Here is a 22,127-nt window from a genome sequence, read left to right as displayed (position 1 = left end):
CTAGGCGAGGGTTGAGCAGGATGTCAGGATCGTCCCCATGACCGACGACGTCGCCCTGGGTGCGGGCGCCACCTCCGAGCCGTTCGCCGGCGACCCACCCCGGCGCCCCGTCCACCGCGCGTGGATCGTGGCCGGCGTGACGCTGGCCGGTCTCGTCGCGGCCGCGGCGTTCCGCTCCTCGACCGGTGTCCTCCTCGAGCCGGTGGAGGCCGAGTTCGGGTGGTCACGCACGACGACCTCGGGCGCGGTCAGCCTCAACCTCATCGTCTACGGGCTCACCGCCCCGTTCGCGGCCGCGCTCATGGAGCGCTTCGGGGTGCGCCGGATGGCGACGTTCTCGCTCATCGCCGTCGGGCTGGCCAGCGCGGCGACGACCCTCATGACCTCGGCGTGGCAGCTCTGGGTGCTGTGGGGCTTCGTCATCGGGATCGGCACCGGCTCGATGGCGCTCGTCTTCGGGGCGATCGTCGCCAACCGGTGGTTCGTGTCGCACCGGGGGCTCGTGACCGGCATCTTCTCGGCGGCCAACGCCACCGGACAGCTCGTCTTCCTGCCCGCGATCGCGTGGGCGGCGACCCAGCACGGCTGGCGCTCGGCGGCGCTCGTGGTCTCCGTGCTCGCGCTCGTCGTGTCGGTCCTCATCGGGCTGCTCATGGCCGACCGACCCTCGGACCGCGGGCTGCTGCCGTTCGGCGCGACCGAGGCCTCCGAGCGCGAGGCTGCCGAGGCGGCTGCGATCGTCGCGGCCCGACCGCCGATCGCCCCCGCGCGCAACGCCGTCGCCGTCCTGGCCCGGGTGAGCCGCTCGTGGACGTTCTGGGCGCTCGTCATCACCTTCTGGGTCTGCGGCTGGTCGACGAACGGGCTCATCCAGACGCACTTCATCCCCGCCGCCCACGACCACGGCATGGGGACGCAGACGGCTGCCGGGCTGCTCGCCCTCGTGGGGATCTTCGACATCGCCGGCACGGTGGCGTCGGGCTGGCTCACCGACCGGGTCGACTCGCGGGTGCTGCTCGCGGTCTACTACGGCGGGCGCGGGCTCTCGCTGCTCGCCATCGACGCCGTGCTCGCGCCGGACGTGAAGCCGGCGCTCTGGGTCTTCATCGTGTTCTACGGGTTGGACTGGGTCGCGACGGTCCCGCCCACGGTGGCGCTGTGCCGCCAGCACTTCGGGCTCGCGGACTCCGGCATCGTCTTCGGGTGGGTCTTCGCGTCGCACATGGTCGGCGCCGGGGTCGGTGCCTCGATCGCCGGGTGGGTGCGCCAGTCGTCGGGCAGCTACAGCTCGGCGTGGCTGTTCGCGGCCGGGCTGTGCTTCGTCAGCGTCGTCATCGCGCTGTCCATCCCCCGCCGCGGCGACCTCCTCACCCCCACCACCTGACCGCCTCGGGTTCCCCCGCAACACCTTTCCCGCCCGAAGTGGGTTCCGTGCACTGAGCCCGGGCGCGGCAGGGGCGCCCAGTGCATGCTTCGCATGCCCAGTCACCGGGAGGGGCACCTCAGGCTGCGGCAGCCATCGCCAGGGCAGCTCGCACCTTGGCCACGGCGGTGCCGCGTTCGAGGTCGGCCCACGTGATGCGGACAACGGTGTACCCGAGGGCCCGGAGCCGGTCCTCGCGCTTCTTCTCCGCCCACAGCACCTCGGGGTCGCCCGACGCGAACTTGAGCTTGCCGTCGAACTCCACGACGACCGTCGTCCCTTCGACGAGGAAGTCGACGCGACCGACGAGGTTGCCGAAGGCGTCCCGGATCTCGACCTGGGGAACGACGTGTATGCCGGCCAGCTCGAGGGCGAAGCCGCACCGGCTCTCCCCCGCCGACTCACGCTCCACGCAGACGAAGGCCGCCATCGACCGGGCCCGGTGGATCCCCGGAGCCCGCGTCGACCGGTCGATCGACTCATCGATGTCGGCCTTGGTGACACGTCCCTGACGCAGGGCTGCGTCGGTGCTCACCACACCCTGTTCGATGCCGTGGTCGACGGCCATCTGGACGAGGCTGTCCGCCACGGTGGACGCCGGCCCCCACTCGGTGGCCACGACTGCACCGCGGGACCGACGCACCCGGAAGCACGTCACCCCGGTGGACCGGTGGATCGGCCGCCGGAGAGAGGGCTTGGCGAGGTCGCAACCCCACACGCCGATGCCGTGGGCCAGCACCGACGTGACACCGCAGAGGGCTGCGTCCGGGTAGACGAGCATGGCACCCGCGGCAAGGTGACGGTGCCAGGCCTCTGGCGTGACGTGGTCGACGAGGTGCGCGACGGCATACAGGCCTCGCCCCGGGTGCACGAGCTCGCCCGCGGTCACCGCCGCGATGAGGGAGCGCCGACCCAGGCCCAGCCGGGCCGCCTGCCCGGTCGTGAACATCCCGTGCTGGCTGGCGGCGAGGGCGCAGAGTTCGGGTGGAAGTCCAGTCATCCAGCCAGCGTGGGCTGCTCAGATGTGGTCCCGCCAGCGACGGTGAGCGGACTGTGGACGGTGAGCGGACGGCATACCGGCTGTGGACGACGAACACTGGGCATGAGAAGGGTGCAGTGGGCCACGTCGCCGCGGCGGAGCCCAGTGCACGAAACCCACTTCGGGCGGGAAAGGAGGGGGACTTGGGTCAGGAGGCGCGGGAGGTGACCGACGTCGCCAGCGCGAGCAGGGCCGTCTTGGCCTCGCCCTCGGGCAGGTCGACCAGGGCCGCCTGTGCCTGCTCCCCCACGACCCGCGTCTCGTCGCGCGCGCGGGCGAGTGCCGGGTGGGCCCGCAGCAGCGTCAGCGCCTCGGCGAGCTCGGCGTCGTCGGACAGGTCCGAGCGAAGCAGCTGCTGGAGGCGGGCGTCCTCGGGTGCGGTGGAGGCCAGGGCGTGGAGCACGGCGAGCGTGCGCTTGCCCTCGCGCAGGTCGGTGCCCGGCGTCTTGCCGAGCTCCTCCTCGCTGGACTCGATGTCGATGAGGTCGTCGGCGAGCTGGAACGCCATGCCGAGCCGCTCGCCGTAGACGCGCATCGTCTCGACGACGTCGTCGGGGCACCCCGAGAACATCGCGCCGTAGCGCGCCGCCGTCGCGATGAGCACGCCGGTCTTGTCCTCGAGCACCCGCATGTAGTGGGCGCCGGAGTCCTCGCCCTCGGGCGGCTGGCGGTCGTCGCGGATCTGGCCGGTGCACAGCCGGATGAAGGTCTCGGCCTGGATGCGGACGGCCTCGGCCCCGAGCTCGGCCACGAGCGCCGACGCGTGCCCGAAGAGCAGGTCGCCGACGAGGATGGCCGTGGAGTTCCCGTATGCCGTGTTGGCCGTGGGCGTCCCGCGTCGCAGGTCCGCCTCGTCCATGACGTCGTCGTGGTAGAGCGAGGCGAGGTGGGTCAGCTCGACCGCGGCCGCCGCCGTGACGACGTCGTCGTTGACCCCGTCGCCGAGCTCGGCGGCGAGGATGGTGAGCATCGGGCGGAACCGCTTGCCACCGGCGCGGAGCAGGTGGACGTTGGCCTCGGCGATGAACGGGTCGTCGTGGTCGATGCGCTGCTCGATGAGGGCCTCGACCCGGGCCAGCCCGTCGACGAGGCGTTCCTGCAGCCCGGCCGAGACCTCGGGCAGTGCCAGCGTCACTGGATGAACTGCGACACCCGACCGGCGAGGTCGAGGATCGGGCCCGGGACGATGCCGAGGATCACGGTGCCGAGGGCACCGACGGTGATGGCGATCGTCGAGGCGATCGAGGGCGTGAGGGCGGCGACGTCGTCACCGGTCGGCTCGGTGAAGTACATGAGCACGATGAGCCGGAAGTAGACGAACGCCGTGACCGCCGACGCGAGGACACCGACGACGACCATGACGACACCCGCGAGCCCGCCGTGCGCGATCGCCGGGGCGAACGCCGCGAACTTCGCGGTGAAGCCGGAGGTGAGCGGGATGCCCGCGAAGGCGAGCAGGAGCAGCGCGAAGATGCCGGCGAGGACCGGGTGCTTGCGCCCCAGGCCCGCCCACTGGGACAGGTGCGTCGCCTCGGAGCCGCCCGAGCGGACCAGCGCCACGATGGCGAAGGCCGCGATCGTCGCGAGGCCGTAGGCCACGAGGTAGAACATCACGCCGGAGACACCGGTGCGGTCGAACGCCAGGACGCCGACGAGGATGAACCCGGCGTGCGCGACGGACGAGTAGGCCAGGAGCCGCTTGATGTCGGTCTGGGTCACCGACAGGACGGCGCCGACGACCATCGTGAGGACGGCGATCGCCGCGACGCCGAGGCGCCACTCGAGACGCGAGGCCTCCAGACCGACGTAGGCCAGGCGCAGGATCGCACCGAAGGCCGCGAGCTTGGTCGCCGCGGCCATGAAGCCGGTGACCGGGCTCGGGGCGCCCTGGTAGGCGTCCGGGGTCCACGAGTGGAACGGCACGGCGCCGATCTTGAAGAGCAGGCCGACGAGGGTGAGGACGACACCGGGGAGCAGCAGCCCCTCGAGGTCGCCGTTGGCCGTCGTGATCGCCGAGGCGATCTTCGACAGGTCGGACGACCCGGCATACCCGTAGAGCAGGGCCGCGCCGAAGAGGAAGAAGGCCGACGAGAACGCGCCGAGCAGGAAGTACTTGAGCGACGCCTCCTGCGAGAGCAGGCGACGACGCCGGGCGAGCCCGGTGAGGACGTAGAGCGGCAGCGACAGGACCTCGAGCGCGACGAACATCGTGATGAGGTCGTTGGCCGAGACGAACATGAGCATGCCGAACACCGCGAACATCGTCAGCGGGAAGGCCTCCGACGTCGCATAGCCCGCACGGTCGGCCGCAGCCTCAGCCGGCGAGCCGGGCGTGGCCGCACCCATCGGGGTGAAGGCGTCGGCCGAGCGGCCACCGAAGCGCTCGGACATCGTGAGGATGCCGAGGACCGCGAAGATGAGGAGCGAGCCCTGCATGAACAGGGCCGGCCCGTCGATGACGATCGAGCCGCCGACGGTCACGCCGTGGTGGTCGACCGAGACGAGCACGAGGACGACGAACGCCACGACGAGCGCGGTGAGGGTGAGCACGACTTGGATGGTGTGGCGCAGCAGCCGCGGCGCGAACGCCTCGACGAGCACCCCGATGAGCGCGGCGGCGACGACGACGAGCATCGGCCCGACGGCGGCGTAGTCGACCTTGACAGCCTCGAAGGCCGTCGGCAGGGCGGTCAGGGCGGCGGTCACTGGGCACTCCCGGAGGCGTTGGTCGGCGCAGGATCAGTGACACCGACGAGTTCGAGCGTCTTGCTCACGGCAGGGTTGACGAGGTCGAGGACCGGCTTCGGGAAGAAGCCGAGCAGCAGGAAGGAGGCGATGATCGGTGCCACCACGAGCTTCTCGCGCAGGCCGAGGTCACGCGGCTCGGCCGCCTCGGCGAACGTCGGACGCGGGCCGGTGAAGACGCGCTGGTAGGTCAGCAGGATGTAGAGGGCGGCCAGCACGATGCCGATCGTCCCGATCGCCGCGGCCCACTCGTAGCGCTGGAACGTCCCGGCGAGCACGAGGAACTCGGACACGTAGGACGACAGGCCCGGCAGGGCGAGCGAGGACAGACCGGCGACGAGGAACGTGCCCGCGAGCACCGGGGTGACCCGCTGCCAGCCGCCGTAGTCGGCGATCCGCTGCGAGCCGTGGCGCGCGACGAGGAACCCGGCGATGAGGAACAGCCCGGCGGTCGAGAACCCGTGGTTGACCATGTAGAGGGCCGAGCCGGCACCGGCCGTCGAGGTCATCGCGAAGATGCCCATGACGATGAAGCCGAAGTGGCTGATCGAGGTGAACGCGATGAGCCGCATGATGTCTCGCGACCCGATGGCGAGCAGCGCGCCGTAGATCACCGAGATCACCGCGAGGGTGATGACGACGGGCGTCGCCCACTTCGAGGCCTCCGGGAAGAACCCGAGGCAGAAGCGCAGCATCCCGAAGGTGCCGACCTTGTCGAGCACGCCGACAAGGAGCACGGCCGTGGCCGGGCGCGCCTCGGAGGCGGCGTCGGGCAGCCAGGTGTGGACCGGCCACATCGGCGCCTTGATGGCGAAGGCGATGAAGAAGCCGAGGAAGAGCCAGCGCTGGGTCGCGGTGGAGCCGGTGACGTTGCCCTCGAGCGCCTCGTAGAGGAAGCCCTGCTCGCCACCGGGGCCGTGGAAGTACAGCGCGATGACGGCGACGAGCATGATGAGCCCGCCGACGAGCGAGAAGAGGATGAACTTCACCGCGGCGTACTGCCGACGCGGGCCACCGAAGAGCCCGATCAGGAAGTAGACCGGGATGAGCATGGCCTCGAAGAAGACGTAGAAGAGGAAGACGTCGCGCGCCGCGAAGACACCCACCATGAAGGTGAGGAGCACGAGCATGAGCGCGAAGTAGGTCTTCTCCCTTCGACCGCTGCCGTCGTCGTCCCTGTCGCCCTCGAGGTCGTTCCACGCGGCGAGGAGACAGACCGGCGTGAGGATCGCGGCCATGACGATGAGCGAGAGCGCGATGCCGTCGACGCCGAGGGCGTAGGAGACACCGAACTGCGGGATCCACGAGTGCGTCTCGGTGAGCTGGTAGCGCCCGGCGGAGCTGCCGGTGTCGAACCGCGCCCAGGCCAGCAGCGCCAGGACGAGCGTGACGAGTGAGGTGGCCAGCGCGATCGGGCGCGCGAGCCGCGAGGAGCCCGCAGGCAGCAGCCAGACGACCGCCGCGCCGACGAGCGGCACGACCATCATCACGGTGAGCAGGGGGAAGGACATCAGTTCATCACCCACAGGGCTCCGAGGACGGCGACGACGCCGGTGAGCATCGTCAGGGCATAGGACCGGGCGTAGCCGGTCTGGACGCGGCGCAGTCGCGAGGACGCGCCACCGATCATGGCGGCCAGCGAGCCGGCGACACCGTCGACACCCTTGCCGTCGGTGAAGACGAGCGCGCGGGTGAGGTGCGTGCCGGGCCGCATGAACAGGCCCTCGTTGATCGCGTCCTGGTAGAGGTCGGCGCGAGCGGCCTGCGTGACGAGCGAGCCACGCGGTGCAACGACCGCGACCTCGTCGCGCCAGTAGAGCATCCACGCGTAGGCCGCGCCGCCGGCGACGAGCAGCAGCGTGAGCGCCATGATGACGGGCACCGCGAGGACCGGGTGCTCCTCACCGTGGGCGCCGACGACCGGCTCGAGCCAGTGGGTGAACATGCCACCCCACGACAGGACGAGACCGAGCAGGCCGGAGCCGACGGCGAGCACCATCATCGGGACGGTCATGGTGAGCGGCGACTCGTGCGGGTGCACCCCGCGCTCGGCGTCCTCGTGCTCGTCGACCCAGCGCTTCTTGCCGTGGAAGGTCATGAAGAACAGGCGGGACATGTAGAAGGCGGTGATCCCGGCGCCGATCATCGCGATGCCACCGAAGACCCACGGTCGCCAGCCCTCGCCGATGAACGCGGCCTCGATGATCTTGTCCTTGGACCAGAAGCCCGAGAACGGCGGGACACCGAGGATGGCGAGCCAGCCCAGGCCGAAGGTCACCCAGGTGATCTTCATGAACCCGGACAGGCCACCGAAGCCGCGCATGTCGACGCGGTCCTTCATGCCGTGCATGACCGAGCCGGCGCCGAGGAACATCCCGGCCTTGAAGAAGCCGTGGGTGATGAGGTGGAAGATCGCGAAGGCGTAGCCGACCGGGCCGAGACCCGCGGCGAGCATCATGTAGCCGATCTGGCTCATCGTCGAGGCGGCGAGGGCTTTCTTGATGTCGTCCTTGGCGCAACCGACGATCGCGCCGTAGAGCAGGGTGATCGCACCGACGATGGCGACGGCGAGCTGCGCGTTGGGCGCGGCGTCGAAGATCGAGTGCGACCGGACGACGAGGTAGACGCCGGCGGTGACCATGGTCGCCGCGTGGATGAGCGCCGAGACCGGGGTGGGACCGGCCATGGCGTCGCCCAGCCACGACTGCAGCGGGAACTGCGCGGACTTGGCGCAGGCGCCGACGAGCAGCAGCAGCCCGAGGACCGTCATCGTCGTCGAGCCGGCCTCCGCCGCGCCCGCGTGGACGGTGGCGAAGTCGACCGAGCCGAACGTCGCGAACATGAGCATGATCGCGATCGACATGCCGACGTCACCGACACGGTTGACGAAGAACGCCTTGTTGGCCGCGGTCGCGTACGCCGGGTTGTGGTTCCAGAAGCCGATGAGCAGGTACGACGCCAGACCCACGCCCTCCCAGCCGACGAACAGCAGGAGGTAGGAGTCGGCCAGCACCAACAACAACATGGATGCGACGAAGAGGTTGAGGTACGCGAAGAACTTGCGCCGGTTCGGGTCGTGCGCCATGTAGCCGATCGAGTACACGTGGATGAGCGACCCGACGAACGTGATGAGCAGGACGAACGCGATCGAGAGCTGGTCGACGAGCAGCCCGGTCTCGAGCTGGAACTGCCCCGCGGGGATGAAGTTCCACCCCCCCACGTGGGCGGCGCGCTCCTCGTGGCCGCGACCGACCATCGCGAGCAGCACGAGGAGACCGACGACGAAGCTGGCCCAGGACAGGGCCGTCGCGAGCAGGTGGCCCCAGGCGTTCGTGGCCTTGCCTCCGAGGAGGAGGAGCCCGGCTCCCGCGAGCGGGAGGAGGACGAGAAGCCATGCGTATGCCGTGATGCCGGTGGCCGAGGCCACCTCACCTTCCGCGGCGAGCAGTGCCAATGAGTTCACGAGTGCAGCCCCTTAGAGCTTCAGGAGGTTGGCATCGTCGACCGAGGCCGACCGGCGGGCGCGGAAGATCGCCATGATGATGGCGAGACCGACGACGACCTCGGCCGCGGCGACGACCATGACGAACAGGGCGATGACCTGCCCGTCGAGGTTGCCGTGCAGCCGGGCGAAGGTGACGAACGCGAGGTTGGCGGCGTTGAGCATGAGCTCGACGCCCATGAACACGACGATCGCGTTGCGACGGGTCAGGACGGTGGCGCCGCCGATGACGAAGAGCAGCGTCGCGAGGTAGATGTAGTTGATCAGGCTCATGCCCGGTCCTCCTTGGCGGCGTCGTCGCGGTCACGGTCCTGCGAGACGTCGCGCTCGATCTCACGCTCGGCCTCGACCCACGGGGTGGCGTTGCCGACCTGGTCGCGGGCGGTGAGGACGCGCGAGACCGAGAGCTCGCTCGGCGAGCCGTCGGGCAGCAGGGCCGGGGTGTCGACCGCGTTGTGACGGGCGTAGACACCGGGCACCGGCAGGCCGGCGAGGTTCTCGCCGGAGCGGATCCGGCGCTCGGACCAGGCGCGCTGGCTCGGACGCGACCCGAGGCGCTCGCGGTGGGCGAGCACCATCGCGGCGAGCGCGGCGGTGATGAGCAGGGCGGAGGTGGCCTCGAAGACCCAGACGTAGCGGCCGAAGATCAGCTCGGCGACGCCGGAGACGTTGCCGTTCTGGGCGTTGAGCGCGTGGACCTTGTCGGCCGGCGCGTCGCCGATGGTGACGCGGCCGAGGGCCCCGGCGAGCAGGACCCCGAGACCGAGCGAGAGCACGACGGTCGCGGCGCGCTGTCCCTTGAGGGTCTCGACGATGCTGTCCGAGGAGTCGACGCCGACGAGCATGACGACGAAGAGGAAGAGCATCATCACGGCGCCGGTGTAGACGAAGATCTGGATGACACCGAGGAAGTCCGCGCCCTGGGCGAGGTAGAAGACGCCGAGGACGATCATCGTCAGCGCCATGCCGAGGGCGGCGTGGACGGCCTTGCGGGCGAAGACGAGGCCGAGCGAGCCGGCGACGGCCATGGGGGCGAGGACCCAGAAGAGGATCGCTTCTCCACCACTGGTCATGACGTGGCCTCCTGCGTCTGCGGGTCGCCGGCGTGGTGCGCCTGCGCCCACTCCTTCTGCTCGGGCGTGGCCTGCGAGACCTTGCCCAGGTAGTAGTCGCGCTCCTCCATGCCCTGCACCATCGGGTGCGGGGCCGGGACCATGCCGCCCTGGAGCGGGGCGAGCAGCTGCTCCTTGGTGAAGATGAGGTCGGCGCGGTTGTTGTCGGCGATCTCGTACTCGTTGGTCATCGTCAGCGCGCGCGTCGGGCAGGCCTCGATGCACAGGCCGCAGAAGATGCAGCGCAGGTAGTTGATCTGGTAGACGCGGCCGTAGCGCTCGCCAGGGCTGAACCGCTGGCCCGAGGCGTCGTCGTTGTTGGCGCCCTCGACGAGGATCGCGTCCGCGGGGCAGGCCCACGCGCACAGCTCGCAGCCGACGCACTTCTCGAGACCGTCGGGGTGACGGTTGAGCTGGTGGCGGCCGTGGAAGCGCTGCGCGGTCGGGCGCTTCACCTCGGGGTACTCGGTCGTGGCGACCTTGCGGAACATCGTCGCGAAGGTCACCCCGAAGCCGCCCACGGGGGCGAAGAGGTCGGAGAGGAACCCGCCCTTTTTGTCGTCAGCCACGAGGGGCCTCCTTGTCGGTGAAGTCGAACACGGCAGGACCGCTCGGCCTCTCGGTCACGGGGTCGGCCTCGGGCAGCGCGGGCGCGCCGACACGGGCGGTCTCGCGCAGACGCTGACCGGGCAGCGGCGGCACGACGAACCCACCGGCATACGGGTCGATCTCCTCGGGCGCGGTCTCGTTGGCGGCCGCCTCCCTGGCCATGGCGCGGTTGTCCCACCACCAGCCGAAGGCGAGCGCGCCGACGGCGACCAGCCCGACGATCGCCAGCGACGACACCGGGAAGCGGCGGCCGGCGATCTCGAGCGCGGCGTCCCCGAACCAGCCGTTCTGCGCACCGCGGAAGAACGCCACGAGCACGACCCACCCGAGGGTGGCCGGGATGAGGAACTTCCAGCCGAAGCGCATGAACTGGTCGTAGCGCGTGCGGGGCAGCGAGCCGCGCAGCCACACGAAGACGAACATGAACATCCAGAGCTTGATGGTGAACCAGAGCAGGCCCCACCAGCCCTCGTTGAACATGCCGTCGTTGATGGCGGCGATGCCGGGAGGCGCCTGCCAGCCACCGAGGAACATCGTCGTGGCCAGCGCCGCGACGGTGAACATGTTGATGTACTCGCCGAGGAAGAACATGGCGAAGCGCATCGAGCCGTACTCGGTGTGGAAGCCACCGGTGAGCTCGCCCTCGCCCTCGGCGAGGTCGAACGGCAGGCGGTTGGTCTCGCCGACCATCGTGATGACGTAGACGAAGAAGCTGAAGAACGCCGGGACGATGTACCAGACGCTGCCCTGCGAGCCGACGATCTGCGAGGTCGACATCGAGCCGCTGTAGAGGAAGACGGCGACGAGCGAGAGGCCCATCGCGATCTCGTAGGAGATCATCTGCGCCGAGGAGCGCAGGCCACCCATGAGCGGGTAGGGCGAGCCCGAGGACCAGCCGGCGAGCACGACGCCGTAGATGCCGATGCCGGCGATCGCGAGCACGAAGAGCACGGCGATCGGCGAGTCGGCGAGCTGGAACGGCGTGCGGTGCCCGAACATGCTCACCTCACCCGCGAGCGGGATGATCGCGAAGCCGATGAAGCACATCGTCGCGGTGATGAGCGGCGCCAGGGTGAAGACGAACCGGTCCGCCTTGGCGGGGGTGTTGTCCTCCTTGAGCATCGCCTTCATGCCGTCGGCGAGGGTCTGCAGGAGGCCGAACGGGCCGTTGCGGTTGGGCCCGGGGCGCTGCTGCATCCGGCCGATGACCCGGCGCTCGAACCAGATGACCATGAGCGTCGAGACGAGCAGGTAGACGAAGATGATGAGCGCCTTGACCAGCGACAGCCACCACGGGGTGTCCGAGAAGTCGGCCCGCGGGTTGTCCTTGCCTTCGGCAGCAAGCGTCTGTATGCCGTGCAGCGCACTCTCGCTGAACGTGCCGGCCGCCTCGTGGAGGCTGAGAAGGGTGCTCATGCTTGGTCCACCTTGGTGACGGAGACGCGGATGCCCGGGGCGTCCGCGAGCGTGCCCCGCAGGTCACAGCCCTCGGAGTTGGTCGGGAGCCAGACGACGTGGTCGGCCATGTCGGTGACGGCGACGGGGACCGTGACGGTCGAGTCGCCGGCGACGACGGTGACGGCGTCACCGTCGGAGACACCGAGCGAGTCGGCGGTCACCGGCGAGACCTTGGCCGCGGCCTTCGGCGCGGTGCCCGCGAGGAACGGCTCGCCGTCCTGGAGCAGGCCCTTGTCGAGCAGGTGGCGCCACGTCGCGAGGACGAGGTGCCCGTCCTCGGCGCTGGGGACCTCACCGGCGTCGACGCTGGGTGCGCCCACCCGGGCGCCGGTGGCCGGGCCGATGCGCTCCATCTCGGAGCGGATCTCGCCGACGGTGCGGCAGCCGAGGAACTCACCGAGCTCGTCGGCGAGCATGTCGAGCGCTCGGTGGTCGCTGACGAAGCCGGTCTCGATCGCCTGCTGGAACGGACGCACGCGCCCCTCCCAGTCGACGAAGCTGCCGGCCTTCTCGGCGTGGGCCGCGACGGGCAGGACGACGTCGGCGAGCGCGGTGACCGCGGACTCGCGGATCTCGAGCGAGACGACGAAGGTGTTCTCGAAGGCCTGCAGGGCGTCCGCGCGACCGAAGTCGAGCGGGTCGACGCCACCGACGACGAGGGCGCCGACCTTGCCGGTGCGCGCGGCCTCGAGGATGGCGGCGGAGTCACGACCGGCGGCATCGGGCAGGCCGACGACTCCCCATGCGGTGGCGACGTCGGCACGGGCCGCGGCGTCGGTGACCGGGCGTCCGCCGGGCAGCAGCGTCGGGAAGGCGCCGGCCTCGAGGGCACCGCGCTCCCCCGCACGCCGCGGGACCCAGGCGAGCCGGGCGCCGGTGGTCTCGGCCAGACGTGCGGCGGCGCTCAGGGCGCCGGGCACGGTCGCGAGACGCTCGCCGACGAGGATGATCGCGCCCTCGCCGCGCAGCGCCTCGGCGGCGTCACGCACGGTGTCGGGGCCGTCGCCGGGCGCACCGCTGGCCGAGCCCTTGCCGAGGGCGTCGAGGACCTCGGGCTCGGTGCCGGGCGCGGTCGGGATGAGGCGACCGGACACCTTGGCGAGGCCGCGGGTCGCGACGGGCGACACGGCATACACGGCCGTCTTGGACTTGCGCGACGCCTTGCGCAGGCGAAGGAAGACGATCGGGCTCTCGTCCTCGGGCTCGAAGCCCGCGAGGACGACGGTCTTGGCCGACTCGAGGTCGGCGTAGGTGACCGCGCCGCCTTCGGGACCGGTGGCCACGACGCTCGAGGCGAGGAAGTCGGCCTCCTCGGCGGAGTGCGGACGCGCACGGAAGTCGACGTCGTTGGTGCCGAGGATCGTGCGCGCGAACTTGCCGTAGGCGTAGGCGTCCTCGGTGCTGACGCGGCCACCGACGAGCACACCGGCGGCCGAGGCCGCCTTGAGCCCGGCGGCGGCGACCTCGAGGGCCTCGCGCCAGGAGGCGACGCGGAGCTCGCCGTCCTCACGCACGAGCGGCAGCTCGAGGCGGGCGGGGGTCGTGGCGTACTGGAAGGCCCAGCGGCCCTTGTCGCAGTTCCACTCCTCGTTGACCGCCGGGTCGTTGGCGGCCATGCGGCGCAGGACCGAGCCACGACGGTGGTCGGTGCGCGTCGCGCAGCCGGCCGCGCAGTGCTCGCACACGCTCGGCGTCGACACGAGGTCGAACGGACGGGCGCGGAAGCGGTAGGCGGCACCGGTGAGCGCGCCCACGGGGCAGATCTGGACGGTGTTGCCGGAGAAGTACGACTCGAACGGCTTCTCCTCGTAGATGCCGACCTGCTGCAGCGCCCCACGCTCGACGAGGGCGATGAACGGGTCACCGGCGACCTGGTCGGAGAAGCGGGTGCAGCGCGCACAGAGAACGCAGCGCTCGCGGTCGAGGAGGACCTGGCTCGAGATGTTGATCGGCTTGGGGTAGGTCCGCTTGACGTCCTCGAAGCGGCTCACCGGACGGCCGCTGCTCATCGCCTGGTTCTGCAGGGGGCACTCGCCGCCCTTGTCGCAGACCGGGCAGTCGAGCGGGTGGTTGATGAGGAGAAGCTCCATGACGCCCTGCTGCGCCTTGTCGGCGACGGGCGAGCTGTGCTGGGTCTTGACCTCCATGCCGGGCGAGACCGTCATGGTGCACGAGGCCTGGGGCTTCGGCATCGGACGCAGCGTCCCGTCGGGGCCCGGCGTCGCGACCTCGACGAGGCACTGGCGGCAGGCGCCGACCGGCTCGAGGAGGGGGTGGTCGCAGAAGCGCGGGATCTCGATCCCGGCCTCCTCGGCCGCCCGGATGACGAGGGTGTTCTTGGGGACGGAGACGTCGATGCCGTCGATCGAGAGGTCGACCATCTCGACGGCGGGCTTGTCGGTCGTCGCCGTCTTCTTGTCGTCGGTCACAGTCATGCGGTCACTCGGTCCTTGTGGAAGAGCGTGGACTCACGCGAGTCGAACGGGCAGCGGCCCTCGGTGAGGTGGGCGCGGTACTCGTCGCGGAAGTACTGGATGGAGCTCGTGATCGGGCTGGTCGCACCGTCGCCGAGCGCGCAGAAGCTGCGGCCCAGGATGTTGTCGCAGATGTCGAGGAGCTTGTCGAGGTCCTCCTCGCTCCCCTGCCCGTGCTCGAGCCGGCCGAGGATCTGCTTGAGCCACCACGTGCCCTCGCGGCACGGGGTGCACTTGCCGCAGGACTCGTGCTTGTAGAAGTCGGTCCAGCGGTCGACAGCGCGCACGACGCAGGTCGTCTCGTCGAAGATCTGCAGGGCGCGGGTGCCGAGCATCGAGCCGGCCGCGGCGACCGACTCGAAGTCGAGCGGGGTGTCGAGGTGCTCGGCCGTGAACAGCGGCGTCGAGGACCCGCCGGGGGTCCAGAACTTCAGCGCCTTGTCGGGGTCGCGCATGCCACCGGCCATGTCGAGCAGCTCGCGCAGCGTGATGCCGAGCGGTGCTTCGTACTGGCCGGGGTTCTTGACGTGGCCCGAGAGGCTGAAGATGCCGAAGCCCTGCGACTTCTCGGTGCCCATGTCGCCGAACCACTCGGAGCCGTGGAGCAGGATCGGCGGGACCGACGCGATCGACTCGACGTTGTTGACCACGGTCGGGCGGGCGTAGAGCCCGGCGACGGCGGGGAACGGCGGCTTGAGGCGCGGCTGTCCGCGACGGCCCTCGAGGCTGTCGAGGAGCGCGGTCTCCTCACCACAGATGTAGGCGCCGGCGCCCGCGTGGACGGTGACGTCGAGGTCGAAGCCCGAGCCGTGGATGTTCTTGCCGAGGTGCCCGGCCGCGTAGGCCTCCTCGACCGCGCGCAGCAGGCGGCGGTAGACGTGGACGACCTCACCGCGCAGGTAGATGAAGGCGTGGTTGCAGCCGATCGCGAACGACGTGATCGCGACGCCCTCGATGAGGAACTGCGGGGCCGCCATCATGAGCGGGATGTCCTTGCAGGTGCCCGGCTCGGACTCGTCGGCGTTGACGACGAGGTAGCGGGGGCCGCCGTCCGGCGGGGGCAGGAAGCCCCACTTCATGCCGGTGGGGAAGCCGGCGCCACCACGACCACGCAGACCGGAGTCCTTGGTCATCTGGACGAGGTCGGCCGGCGCCATGGCGAGCGCCTTCTTCAGGGCCTGGTAGCCCTCGTTCTTCTCGTAGGTCTCGAGCGTCCAGCTCTGGGGGTCGTCCCAGAACTTCGTGAGGATCGGGGTCAGCGTGGTGCTCATGCGTCGTCCTTCCCGTTCTTGCCGCTCTCGCGCTTCCTGCGCTTGGTGGCCTCGGTGGAGCCGGGCTCCTTGGCCGCGTCCTCACCGGGGGCGGTCGTGTCCTCGCCGTAGGAGCTGACGAACTCCTCCGGGCGGTCGCCACCGGTCTGCGGCGTCGCGCCCTGCGAGGAGGCGGCGGCGGGGGTGCCGGTGAGCGGGGCGTCGCCCCTGGGCTCGGCCTCGGCGGTCGTGGCGCCGTCGTCGAACAGCGAGGCCGGCTCGGCCTCCGCCTGGACGGTGGACGGCTGCTCGGGCTTCTTGGCCGACTTCTTCGCCGGCTTCGTGGCGGTCTTGCCACCCGGCTTCTCGTCGGCGTCGTTGGCGGGGGTGTCCGTCGAGCTGTGGCGTCCGGGGGCCTTGCCCTCGACGGCAGCGCCGCCGGCGCTGGCCCGGGTGTCGCTCTCCTGGCCGCTGCCGTCCTTGGCGCCACCCTGGTCGGCCCGGGGGGCCTCCCAGCCGTTCTGGTGGGCGACCTCGAGGCCGCGCAGCGAGGCGGGTCCGGCACCGACGCCCTGGTCGGCGAGACCATCGTGGAAGCCGGCGAGGACGCGCGACATCTGCTTGAAGGTGCAGACCGAGTCGGGGCCGCGGGTCGGCTTGACCGGGACCCCGGAGCGCAGGTCGTCGACGAGCTGGTTGGTCGACTCCGGCGTCTGGTTGTCGAAGAACTCCCAGTTGGCCATGACGACGGGGGCGTAGTCGCACGCGGCGTTGCACTCGATGCGCTCGAGGGTGACCTTGCCGTCCTCGGTCGTCTCGTCGTGGCCGATGCCGAGGTGGTCCGAGACCGAGTCCCAGATCTCGTCGCCGCCCATGATCGCGCAGAGCGTGTTGGTGCAGACACCGACGGTGTACTCACCGTTGGGGTGGCGCTTGTACTGGGTGTAGAACGTCGCCACACCGGAGACCTCGGCGCGGGTGAGGTCGAGGACCTCGGCGCAGAAGTCGATGCCGCGACCGGTGACGTAGCCGTCGACAGACTGGACGAGGTGCAGCAGGGGCAGCAGCGCCGAGCGCTTCTGCGGGTAGCGGGCGAGCACCAGCTCCGCGTCCGCGTGCAGCTGCGCGAGCTGCTCCGCGGCATACGGCTCCTTGGACTCCGGCGACACCGTGAGGTGCCCGGCGGCCGTCTGCAATCCGTAGTGCTCCATCAGCGGTCCACGCCTCCCATGACGGGGTCGATCGAGGCCACGGCGACGATGACGTCGGCGACCTGGCCGCCCTCGGACAGCGCGGCCACGGCCTGCAGGTTGTTGAAGCTCGGGTCCCGGAAGTGCGCCCGGAAGGGACGCGTGCCGCCGTCGGAGACGACGTGCGCGCCGAGCTCGCCCTTGGGCGACTCGATCGGCACGTAGGCCTGACCGGCAGGAACGCGGAAGCCCTCGGTGACGAGCTTGAAGTGGTGGATCAGGGACTCCATCGAGGTGCCCATGATCTCGCGGATGTGGTCGAGGCTGTTGCCCTGGCCGTCGCTGCCGACGGAGAGCTGGGCCGGCCACGCGATCTTCTTGTCCTCGACCATGACCGGGCCGTGGACCTTCTTGAGGCGCTCGACGCACTGCTCGATGATCTTGAGCGACTCGTACATCTCGTCGAGGCGGATCCGGATGCGGTCGTAGGCGTCGGCGCCGGTGCGGGTGACGACCTCGAAGTCGTAGGTCTCGTAGCCGCAGTAGGGCTGGCTCTTGCGCAGGTCGTGCGGGAGGCCCGTCGAGCGCAGGATCGGCCCGGTGATGCCGAGCGCCATGCAGCCGGCGAGGTCGAGGTAGCCGACCTCCTTGGTGCGTCCCTTGAGGATCGGGTTCTCGTTGAGCAGCAGCTCGAGCTCACGCAGGCCGGCACGCAGCTCGGGGACCGTGGCGTGGATCTGGTCGAGGCAGCCGTGCGGGAGGTCCTGCGCCACACCGCCGGGGCGGATGTAGGCGTTGTTCATGCGCAGGCCGGTGACGGCCTCGAAGATCCGCAGGATGCGCTCGCGCTCACGGAAGCCGACCGTCATGACGGTGGTCGCACCGAGCTCCATGCCGCCGGTGCCGAGGCACACGAGGTGGGAGTTGATCCGGGTGAGCTCCATCATGAGGACGCGGATGATGCTCGCCCGCTCGGGGATCTTGTCCTCGATGCCGAGGAGCCGCTCGATGCCCAGGCAGTAGGTCGCCTCCTGGAACATCGGGGTGAGGTAGTCCATGCGCGTGCAGAACGTCACGCCCTGCACCCAGCTGCGGTACTCCATGTTCTTCTCGATGCCGGTGTGGAGGTAGCCGATGCCAGCGCGGGCCTCGGTCACCGTCTCGCCGTCGAGCTCGAGGATGAGGCGGAGCACGCCGTGCGTCGACGGGTGCTGCGGCCCCATGTTGACGACGATCCGCTCCTCGTGGAGGGCGGTCGCCTCGTCGACGAGGTCGCCCCAGTCACCACCGGAGGCGTTGAAGACCCGCGCGCCGTCCTCACGGTCGGCGTCGGTCGTGGCGTAGGGGTCGTTCGCACCGAGGTCCGGGTCGAGGCCCGGGCTGTCCTCGCCTGCGGGAACGTCCTCGTAGACGGTCTCTTCGTGAGTCGCCATCAGTTGTACGACCTCCGCTCGTCGGGCGGCGGGACGGTGCCGCCCTTGTACTCCACCGGGATTCCACCCAGGGGATAGTCCTTGCGCTGCGGGTGGCCCGGCCAGTCGTCGGGCATGAGGATCCGGGTCAGCGCCGGGTGGCCCTCGAAGATGATCCCGAACATGTCCCACGTCTCGCGCTCGTGCCAGTCGGCAGCGGGCCACGTGTCGACGACCGACGGGATGGTCGCGTCGGAGTCCGGCGCGCTCACCTCGAGGCGGACGCGACGGTTGTGGGTGATCGAGAGCAGGTGGTAGACCGCGTGCAGCTCGCGGCCGACCTCGCCGGGGTAGTGCACACCGGACACGCCGGTGCAGATCTCGAAGCGCAGGGCCGGGTCGTCGCGCATCGCGCGGGCGACGGTCGGCAGCGCCTCGCGCCGCACGTGGAGGGTGAGCTCGCCGCGGTCGACGACGACCCGCTCGATGGCGGAGCCGTATGCCGTGTCACCCGTGTCGCCGAGCGCCTGCTCGAGCGTGGCCGTGACCTCGTCGAAGTAGCCGCCGTAGGGCTTCTGCGCCGCTCCCGGGAAGAGGATCGGGGTGCGCAGGCCGCCGTAGCCGGTGGTGTCGCTGCCCTTGGTCGGGCCGAACATGCCCTGACGCTCGCCGATCCGGACGGGCGCCGTGTCGCCGTACGCGTTGGCCTCGGTGACGTCGAGGTCGGTGGCGTGCAGGTCCTCGGAGCCGGTGACGGGCTCGGGAGGGGTGGCCTTCTCTGCTGGCTTGTCGCTCATGCGAGGAGGTTCCTCCCGGGCGTCGCGGTGAGGGCGCCGTGGTCGTGGGTCGGGGGCATGAGCGACGTCGGGACGGCGCGCAGGGCGGCCTCCTCGGCGGCTCGTGCGGCGGCGACCCGGTTGACGCCGAGCTTGGAGTTCTGGATCTGGTCGTGCAGCTCGATGATCGCGTTGAGCAGCATCTCGGGGCGCGGCGGGCAGCCCGGCAGGTAGATGTCGACCGGGATGATGTGGTCGACGCCCTGGACGATCGCGTAGTTGTTGAACATGCCGCCGGAGCTCGCGCAGACACCCATGGAGATGACCCACTTGGGGTTGGGCATCTGGTCGTAGACCTGGCGGACGACCGGCGCCATCTTGTTGGAGACGCGTCCGGCCACGATCATGAGGTCGGCCTGGCGCGGCGTCGCCGAGAAGCGCTCCATGCCGAAGCGGGCGATGTCGTAGTCCGGTGTGCCGACGGCCATCATCTCGATGGCGCAGCAGGCGAGGCCGAACGTCGCCGGCCAGATGGAGGCCTTGCGCATGTAGCCGACGACGCTCTCGAGCGTCGTGAGCACGAAGCCGGCGGGCAGCTTCTCCTCGAGTCCCATCAGAGACCCCTTCCAGTCGGGTCAGGCACAGCGGTGGCGAATCTCATCAGTCCCACTCCAGACCGCCGCGCTTCCACACGTAGGCGTAGGCGACGAAGACGGTGATGATGAACATGACCATCTCGACGAGCGCGAAGAGCCCGAGCTGGTCGAAGGCGACGGCGAACGGGTAGAGGAACACCGACTCGATGTCGAAGATGATGAAGAGCATCGCCGTGAGGAAGTACTTGATCGGCACGCGGCCGCCACCCTCGGCGCGCGGCGACGGCTGGATGCCGCACTCGTAGGGCTCGGACTTGGCGCGGTTGTAGCGCTTGGGTCCGACCACGAGGCTGGTGAAGACCGAGCCGGCGGCGAAGACGAAGCCGAGAGCCAGGAGGAAGAGGATCGGGACGTAGGGGTTGCTCATCGCTGGTCAACTCCCCTTTCGGTGCCAGGGTGTGCGGCGGCTCGGGTCACGGGCCCCATCGTAGAGGGAGTGACGCCGGTCTCAACGTGGGCAGGGGCGGGAGCGGTGGCGCGGGTGAGGACGAACGACATCAGCGGCTCGTGCGGCAGGGCCCACGTCGTCGCGAGCCGGGTGACGAGCGGGCGGTCGGCGAGTCGCGCGACGGCGCGTCCGAGGGTCCGGTGGCCTCCCAGCGCACGGGCGAGCACCGCGTCGTATGCCGTGAGCTCGGCCTCGCGCTGCTCCTCACCCGGGTGCCCGAGGGCACGGGCGACGGTGACGGCGGCGAGGCGCGCGGAGGTCAGGGCGGCGGCGAGGCCCTCGCCGGTGACCGGGTTGGCGACGGCCGCGGCGTCACCGACGGCGAGGACACCGTCGGCGTATCGGGGCGAGGCGGGGCGGCCGGTGGAGAGGCGGGCGCCGGAGACGGGGCCGGTCATCGTCGACTCGGTGAGCTGCCAGTTCGCGGGCAACGCGGTGAGCCACTGGCGGAGGACTCCGGCGCAGGCGTCGGGGGTCGCGGTCGTGTCGTCGGCGAGGGCGCCGACACCGACGCTGACGTGTCCGTCGCCGCGGCCGACGATCCAGCCGTGCCCGGGCAGCTGCGCGCCGTCGCCGGCGGACAGCCGCAGCCACGACTCGACGTGGTCGTCGGTGTGGCGGGGGCTCTCGAAGTCGGCGGTGACGGCGACGGCGCCACGCGACGTCGTGCCCTCGTGAGAGACGGACGTGGCGCCGGAGGCGTCGATGACGAGGTCGGCGCGGACGGCGCCGCCGGAGGTGGCGACGCCGTCGACGCGGCCGGCGGCGTCGCGCGTGAGCCCGGTGACCTCCGTGCCGCGCACGACGCGCGCACCGGAGCGGACGGCATACGACACGAGGGTCTCGTCGAGGACGGAACGTGAGGTGACGAGGCCGTGGGCCGGACGGCCGGAGGCGTCGGGCCAGGCGAGCGCGAGGCGCATGCCGCCGCCGACGAAGCGGACGCCGGTGGTGCGGTGCCAGCCGGCGGTGTCGGCCTCACCGAGGCCGAGGACCTCGAGCTCGCGGACGGCTGCGGGCGTGAGCGCCGCGGCGCCGGTCCGGTCGGAGGCGTCGGGCGTGCGCTCGAGGACGAGGACGTCGCACCCGGCTGCGCTCAGGTGTGCCGCAGCAGCGGAACCGGCCGGGCCGGCTCCGATGACGACGACGCCTGCGGCATCTGGCACGAAACTCAACGACACACCTTGCTTGTGAAAGCCTTCACGAACTTCGGACCACTCTATGCAGGCGATTCCGGGCGGTTCACTCAGGCGACCCTAAGTTGACCTCTCGGGGCGCTCAGGCGGACTTGACGGCGCGGTGCAGGGCGACGATCCCACCGCTGAGGTTGCGCCACTCGACGCTCCCCCAGCCGGCCGCGGCGACCCGGGTCGCGAGCGCGCGCTGGTCCGGCCACGCCTGGATCGACTCGGCGAGGTAGACGTAGGACTCGGGGTTGGAGCTCACCTTGCGGGCCACGCGCGGGAGCGCCTCCATGAGGTACTCGCTGTAGACCTTGCGGAAGGCGCCGTTGACCGGCTGGCTGAACTCGCAGACGACGAGGCGCCCACCCGGCTTGCTCACCCGCGCGAACTCGCGCAGGGCGGCGTCGATGTCGGCGACGTTGCGCAGGCCGAACGACATCGTCACGGCGTCGAAGCTCGCGTCGGCGAACGGCAGGCGCATCGCGTCGGCGGCGGTGAAGCCGAGGTCGTCGCGGCGCTCCTTGCCCACGCGGAGCATGCCGAGCGAGAAGTCGGCGGGGACGACGTGGACGCCCGTGTCGGCGAACGGCTCGCTCGACGTGCCCGTGCCGGCGGCGATGTCGAGGACCCGCTCCCCCGGCTTGGCGTCGACGGCCTTGAGGACGGCACGCCGCCACAGGCGGTCCTGGCCGAGGGACAGCACGTCGTTGGTGACGTCGTACCTCTCGGCGACGTCGTCGAACATCGCGGCGACGTCGCGCGGTTGCTTGTCGAGGGAGGCGCGGCTCATGGCGTCATCCTCTCACCGCGCGGCGACTGCTCCAGTGCGGGACTCCGGTGGGGGCGGGG

Annotated in this window: 18 protein-coding genes and 1 pseudogene; 1 reads left to right on the top strand and 18 read right to left on the bottom strand. The window is 70.6% G+C overall.

Going from position 1 to position 22,127, the window contains the following annotated elements; translation table 11 throughout:
• The first annotated feature begins 37 nt into the window (after positions 1 to 37).
• Positions 38 to 1,384, top strand: coding sequence for an MFS transporter (locus KLO01_RS09770; protein ID WP_147064558.1), 1,347 nt, complete (start codon positions 38 to 40; stop codon positions 1,382 to 1,384).
• Between the two features lie 118 nt (positions 1,385 to 1,502).
• Here the strand turns inward: KLO01_RS09770 and KLO01_RS09765 are convergent, their stop codons facing one another.
• From KLO01_RS09765 to KLO01_RS09680, 18 genes and pseudogenes are all read right to left on the bottom strand, one after another.
• Positions 1,503 to 2,423, bottom strand: a complete 921-nt coding sequence (locus KLO01_RS09765; RefSeq protein ID WP_147064556.1) for a type IV toxin-antitoxin system AbiEi family antitoxin domain-containing protein — start codon at positions 2,421 to 2,423, stop codon at positions 1,503 to 1,505.
• A 187-nt stretch (positions 2,424 to 2,610) separates the two neighbouring features.
• A complete protein-coding gene (locus KLO01_RS09760) occupies positions 2,611 to 3,597 on the bottom strand; it encodes a polyprenyl synthetase family protein (protein ID WP_147064554.1) in 987 nt (328 codons plus the stop codon).
• Positions 3,594 to 5,168, bottom strand: coding sequence for an NADH-quinone oxidoreductase subunit NuoN (gene nuoN / locus KLO01_RS09755; protein WP_147064552.1), 1,575 nt, complete (start codon positions 5,166 to 5,168; stop codon positions 3,594 to 3,596). The genes KLO01_RS09760 and nuoN overlap by 4 nt, the downstream gene beginning before the upstream one ends.
• Positions 5,165 to 6,718: an NADH-quinone oxidoreductase subunit M gene (locus tag KLO01_RS09750; protein ID WP_186827992.1), complete on the bottom strand. Its 1,554-nt coding sequence runs from the start codon at positions 6,716 to 6,718 to the stop codon at positions 5,165 to 5,167. The genes nuoN and KLO01_RS09750 overlap by 4 nt, the downstream gene beginning before the upstream one ends.
• A complete protein-coding gene (gene nuoL / locus KLO01_RS09745) occupies positions 6,718 to 8,670 on the bottom strand; it encodes an NADH-quinone oxidoreductase subunit L (RefSeq protein ID WP_147064550.1) in 1,953 nt (650 codons plus the stop codon). Before nuoL ends, KLO01_RS09750 begins: the two co-directional genes overlap by 1 nt.
• 12 nt (positions 8,671 to 8,682) lie before the next feature.
• Positions 8,683 to 8,982 (bottom strand): NADH-quinone oxidoreductase subunit NuoK, encoded by a 300-nt coding sequence (gene nuoK / locus KLO01_RS09740; RefSeq protein WP_147064549.1) that lies wholly within the window; start codon positions 8,980 to 8,982, stop codon positions 8,683 to 8,685.
• On the bottom strand, positions 8,979 to 9,782 hold the full coding sequence (locus KLO01_RS09735; RefSeq protein WP_147064548.1) for an NADH-quinone oxidoreductase subunit J: 804 nt from the start codon (positions 9,780 to 9,782) through the stop codon (positions 8,979 to 8,981). Before KLO01_RS09735 ends, nuoK begins: the two co-directional genes overlap by 4 nt.
• Positions 9,779 to 10,390: an NADH-quinone oxidoreductase subunit NuoI gene (gene nuoI / locus KLO01_RS09730; RefSeq protein ID WP_147064546.1), complete on the bottom strand. Its 612-nt coding sequence runs from the start codon at positions 10,388 to 10,390 to the stop codon at positions 9,779 to 9,781. The genes KLO01_RS09735 and nuoI overlap by 4 nt, the downstream gene beginning before the upstream one ends.
• Positions 10,383 to 11,846 carry an NADH-quinone oxidoreductase subunit NuoH gene (gene nuoH, locus KLO01_RS09725; RefSeq protein ID WP_147064544.1) on the bottom strand — a complete coding sequence of 488 codons (1,464 nt, stop codon included), beginning with the start codon at positions 11,844 to 11,846 and terminating at the stop codon, positions 10,383 to 10,385. The genes nuoI and nuoH overlap by 8 nt, the downstream gene beginning before the upstream one ends.
• On the bottom strand, positions 11,843 to 14,323 hold the full coding sequence (locus KLO01_RS09720; RefSeq protein ID WP_147064541.1) for an NADH-quinone oxidoreductase subunit G: 2,481 nt from the start codon (positions 14,321 to 14,323) through the stop codon (positions 11,843 to 11,845). The genes nuoH and KLO01_RS09720 overlap by 4 nt, the downstream gene beginning before the upstream one ends.
• The gene (gene nuoF, locus KLO01_RS09715; RefSeq protein WP_147064539.1) at positions 14,320 to 15,633 is read right to left on the bottom strand and encodes an NADH-quinone oxidoreductase subunit NuoF; all 1,314 of its coding nucleotides are present in this window, start codon (positions 15,631 to 15,633) and stop codon (positions 14,320 to 14,322) included. Before nuoF ends, KLO01_RS09720 begins: the two co-directional genes overlap by 4 nt.
• A 338-nt stretch (positions 15,634 to 15,971) precedes the next feature.
• Positions 15,972 to 16,823, bottom strand: a pseudogene (nuoE, locus tag KLO01_RS09710) (NADH-quinone oxidoreductase subunit NuoE); the annotation flags it as partial.
• A complete protein-coding gene (locus KLO01_RS09705; RefSeq protein ID WP_147064537.1) occupies positions 16,823 to 18,235 on the bottom strand; it encodes an NADH-quinone oxidoreductase subunit D in 1,413 nt (470 codons plus the stop codon). The gene KLO01_RS09705 and the pseudogene nuoE, both read right to left, overlap by 1 nt.
• Positions 18,235 to 19,011: an NADH-quinone oxidoreductase subunit C gene (locus tag KLO01_RS09700; RefSeq protein ID WP_147064535.1), complete on the bottom strand. Its 777-nt coding sequence runs from the start codon at positions 19,009 to 19,011 to the stop codon at positions 18,235 to 18,237. The genes KLO01_RS09705 and KLO01_RS09700 overlap by 1 nt, the downstream gene beginning before the upstream one ends.
• Positions 19,008 to 19,604, bottom strand: a complete 597-nt coding sequence (locus KLO01_RS09695; protein ID WP_147064533.1) for a NuoB/complex I 20 kDa subunit family protein — start codon at positions 19,602 to 19,604, stop codon at positions 19,008 to 19,010. The genes KLO01_RS09700 and KLO01_RS09695 overlap by 4 nt, the downstream gene beginning before the upstream one ends.
• 46 nt (positions 19,605 to 19,650) lie before the next feature.
• On the bottom strand, positions 19,651 to 20,013 hold the full coding sequence (locus tag KLO01_RS09690) for an NADH-quinone oxidoreductase subunit A (RefSeq protein ID WP_147064531.1): 363 nt from the start codon (positions 20,011 to 20,013) through the stop codon (positions 19,651 to 19,653).
• On the bottom strand, positions 20,010 to 21,260 hold the full coding sequence (locus KLO01_RS09685; protein ID WP_246136168.1) for an NAD(P)/FAD-dependent oxidoreductase: 1,251 nt from the start codon (positions 21,258 to 21,260) through the stop codon (positions 20,010 to 20,012). The genes KLO01_RS09690 and KLO01_RS09685 overlap by 4 nt, the downstream gene beginning before the upstream one ends.
• A 112-nt stretch (positions 21,261 to 21,372) precedes the next feature.
• The gene (locus tag KLO01_RS09680) at positions 21,373 to 22,068 is read right to left on the bottom strand and encodes a demethylmenaquinone methyltransferase (protein WP_147064526.1); all 696 of its coding nucleotides are present in this window, start codon (positions 22,066 to 22,068) and stop codon (positions 21,373 to 21,375) included.
• Positions 22,069 to 22,127: the final 59 nt, after the last annotated feature.

Source organism: Knoellia locipacati, from assembly GCF_007992835.1.
GTDB classification, from domain to species: domain Bacteria; phylum Actinomycetota; class Actinomycetes; order Actinomycetales; family Dermatophilaceae; genus Knoellia; species Knoellia locipacati.
Note: the sequence above shows the minus strand (reverse complement) of the source record. Positions and strands in the feature narration are given on the sequence as shown.

Bases quoted from the DNA above. Each gene is read 5' to 3' on its own strand.
- nuoH (WP_147064544.1), bottom strand. From the start codon at position 11,846: ATGAGCACCCTTCTCAGCCTCCACGAGGCGGCCGGCACGTTCAGCGAG.
- nuoK (WP_147064549.1), bottom strand. From the start codon at position 8,982: ATGAGCCTGATCAACTACATCTACCTCGCGACGCTGCTCTTCGTCATC.
- KLO01_RS09770 (WP_147064558.1), top strand. From the start codon at position 38: ATGACCGACGACGTCGCCCTGGGTGCGGGCGCCACCTCCGAGCCGTTC.
- KLO01_RS09700 (WP_147064535.1), bottom strand. From the start codon at position 19,011: ATGAGCGACAAGCCAGCAGAGAAGGCCACCCCTCCCGAGCCCGTCACC.
- KLO01_RS09750 (WP_186827992.1), bottom strand. From the start codon at position 6,718: ATGTCCTTCCCCCTGCTCACCGTGATGATGGTCGTGCCGCTCGTCGGC.
- KLO01_RS09720 (WP_147064541.1), bottom strand. From the start codon at position 14,323: ATGACTGTGACCGACGACAAGAAGACGGCGACGACCGACAAGCCCGCC.
- KLO01_RS09765 (WP_147064556.1), bottom strand. From the start codon at position 2,423: ATGACTGGACTTCCACCCGAACTCTGCGCCCTCGCCGCCAGCCAGCAC.
- KLO01_RS09680 (WP_147064526.1), bottom strand. From the start codon at position 22,068: ATGAGCCGCGCCTCCCTCGACAAGCAACCGCGCGACGTCGCCGCGATG.
- KLO01_RS09695 (WP_147064533.1), bottom strand. From the start codon at position 19,604: ATGGGACTCGAGGAGAAGCTGCCCGCCGGCTTCGTGCTCACGACGCTC.
- KLO01_RS09705 (WP_147064537.1), bottom strand. From the start codon at position 18,235: ATGGCGACTCACGAAGAGACCGTCTACGAGGACGTTCCCGCAGGCGAG.
- KLO01_RS09735 (WP_147064548.1), bottom strand. From the start codon at position 9,782: ATGACCAGTGGTGGAGAAGCGATCCTCTTCTGGGTCCTCGCCCCCATG.
- KLO01_RS09690 (WP_147064531.1), bottom strand. From the start codon at position 20,013: ATGAGCAACCCCTACGTCCCGATCCTCTTCCTCCTGGCTCTCGGCTTC.
- nuoF (WP_147064539.1), bottom strand. From the start codon at position 15,633: ATGAGCACCACGCTGACCCCGATCCTCACGAAGTTCTGGGACGACCCC.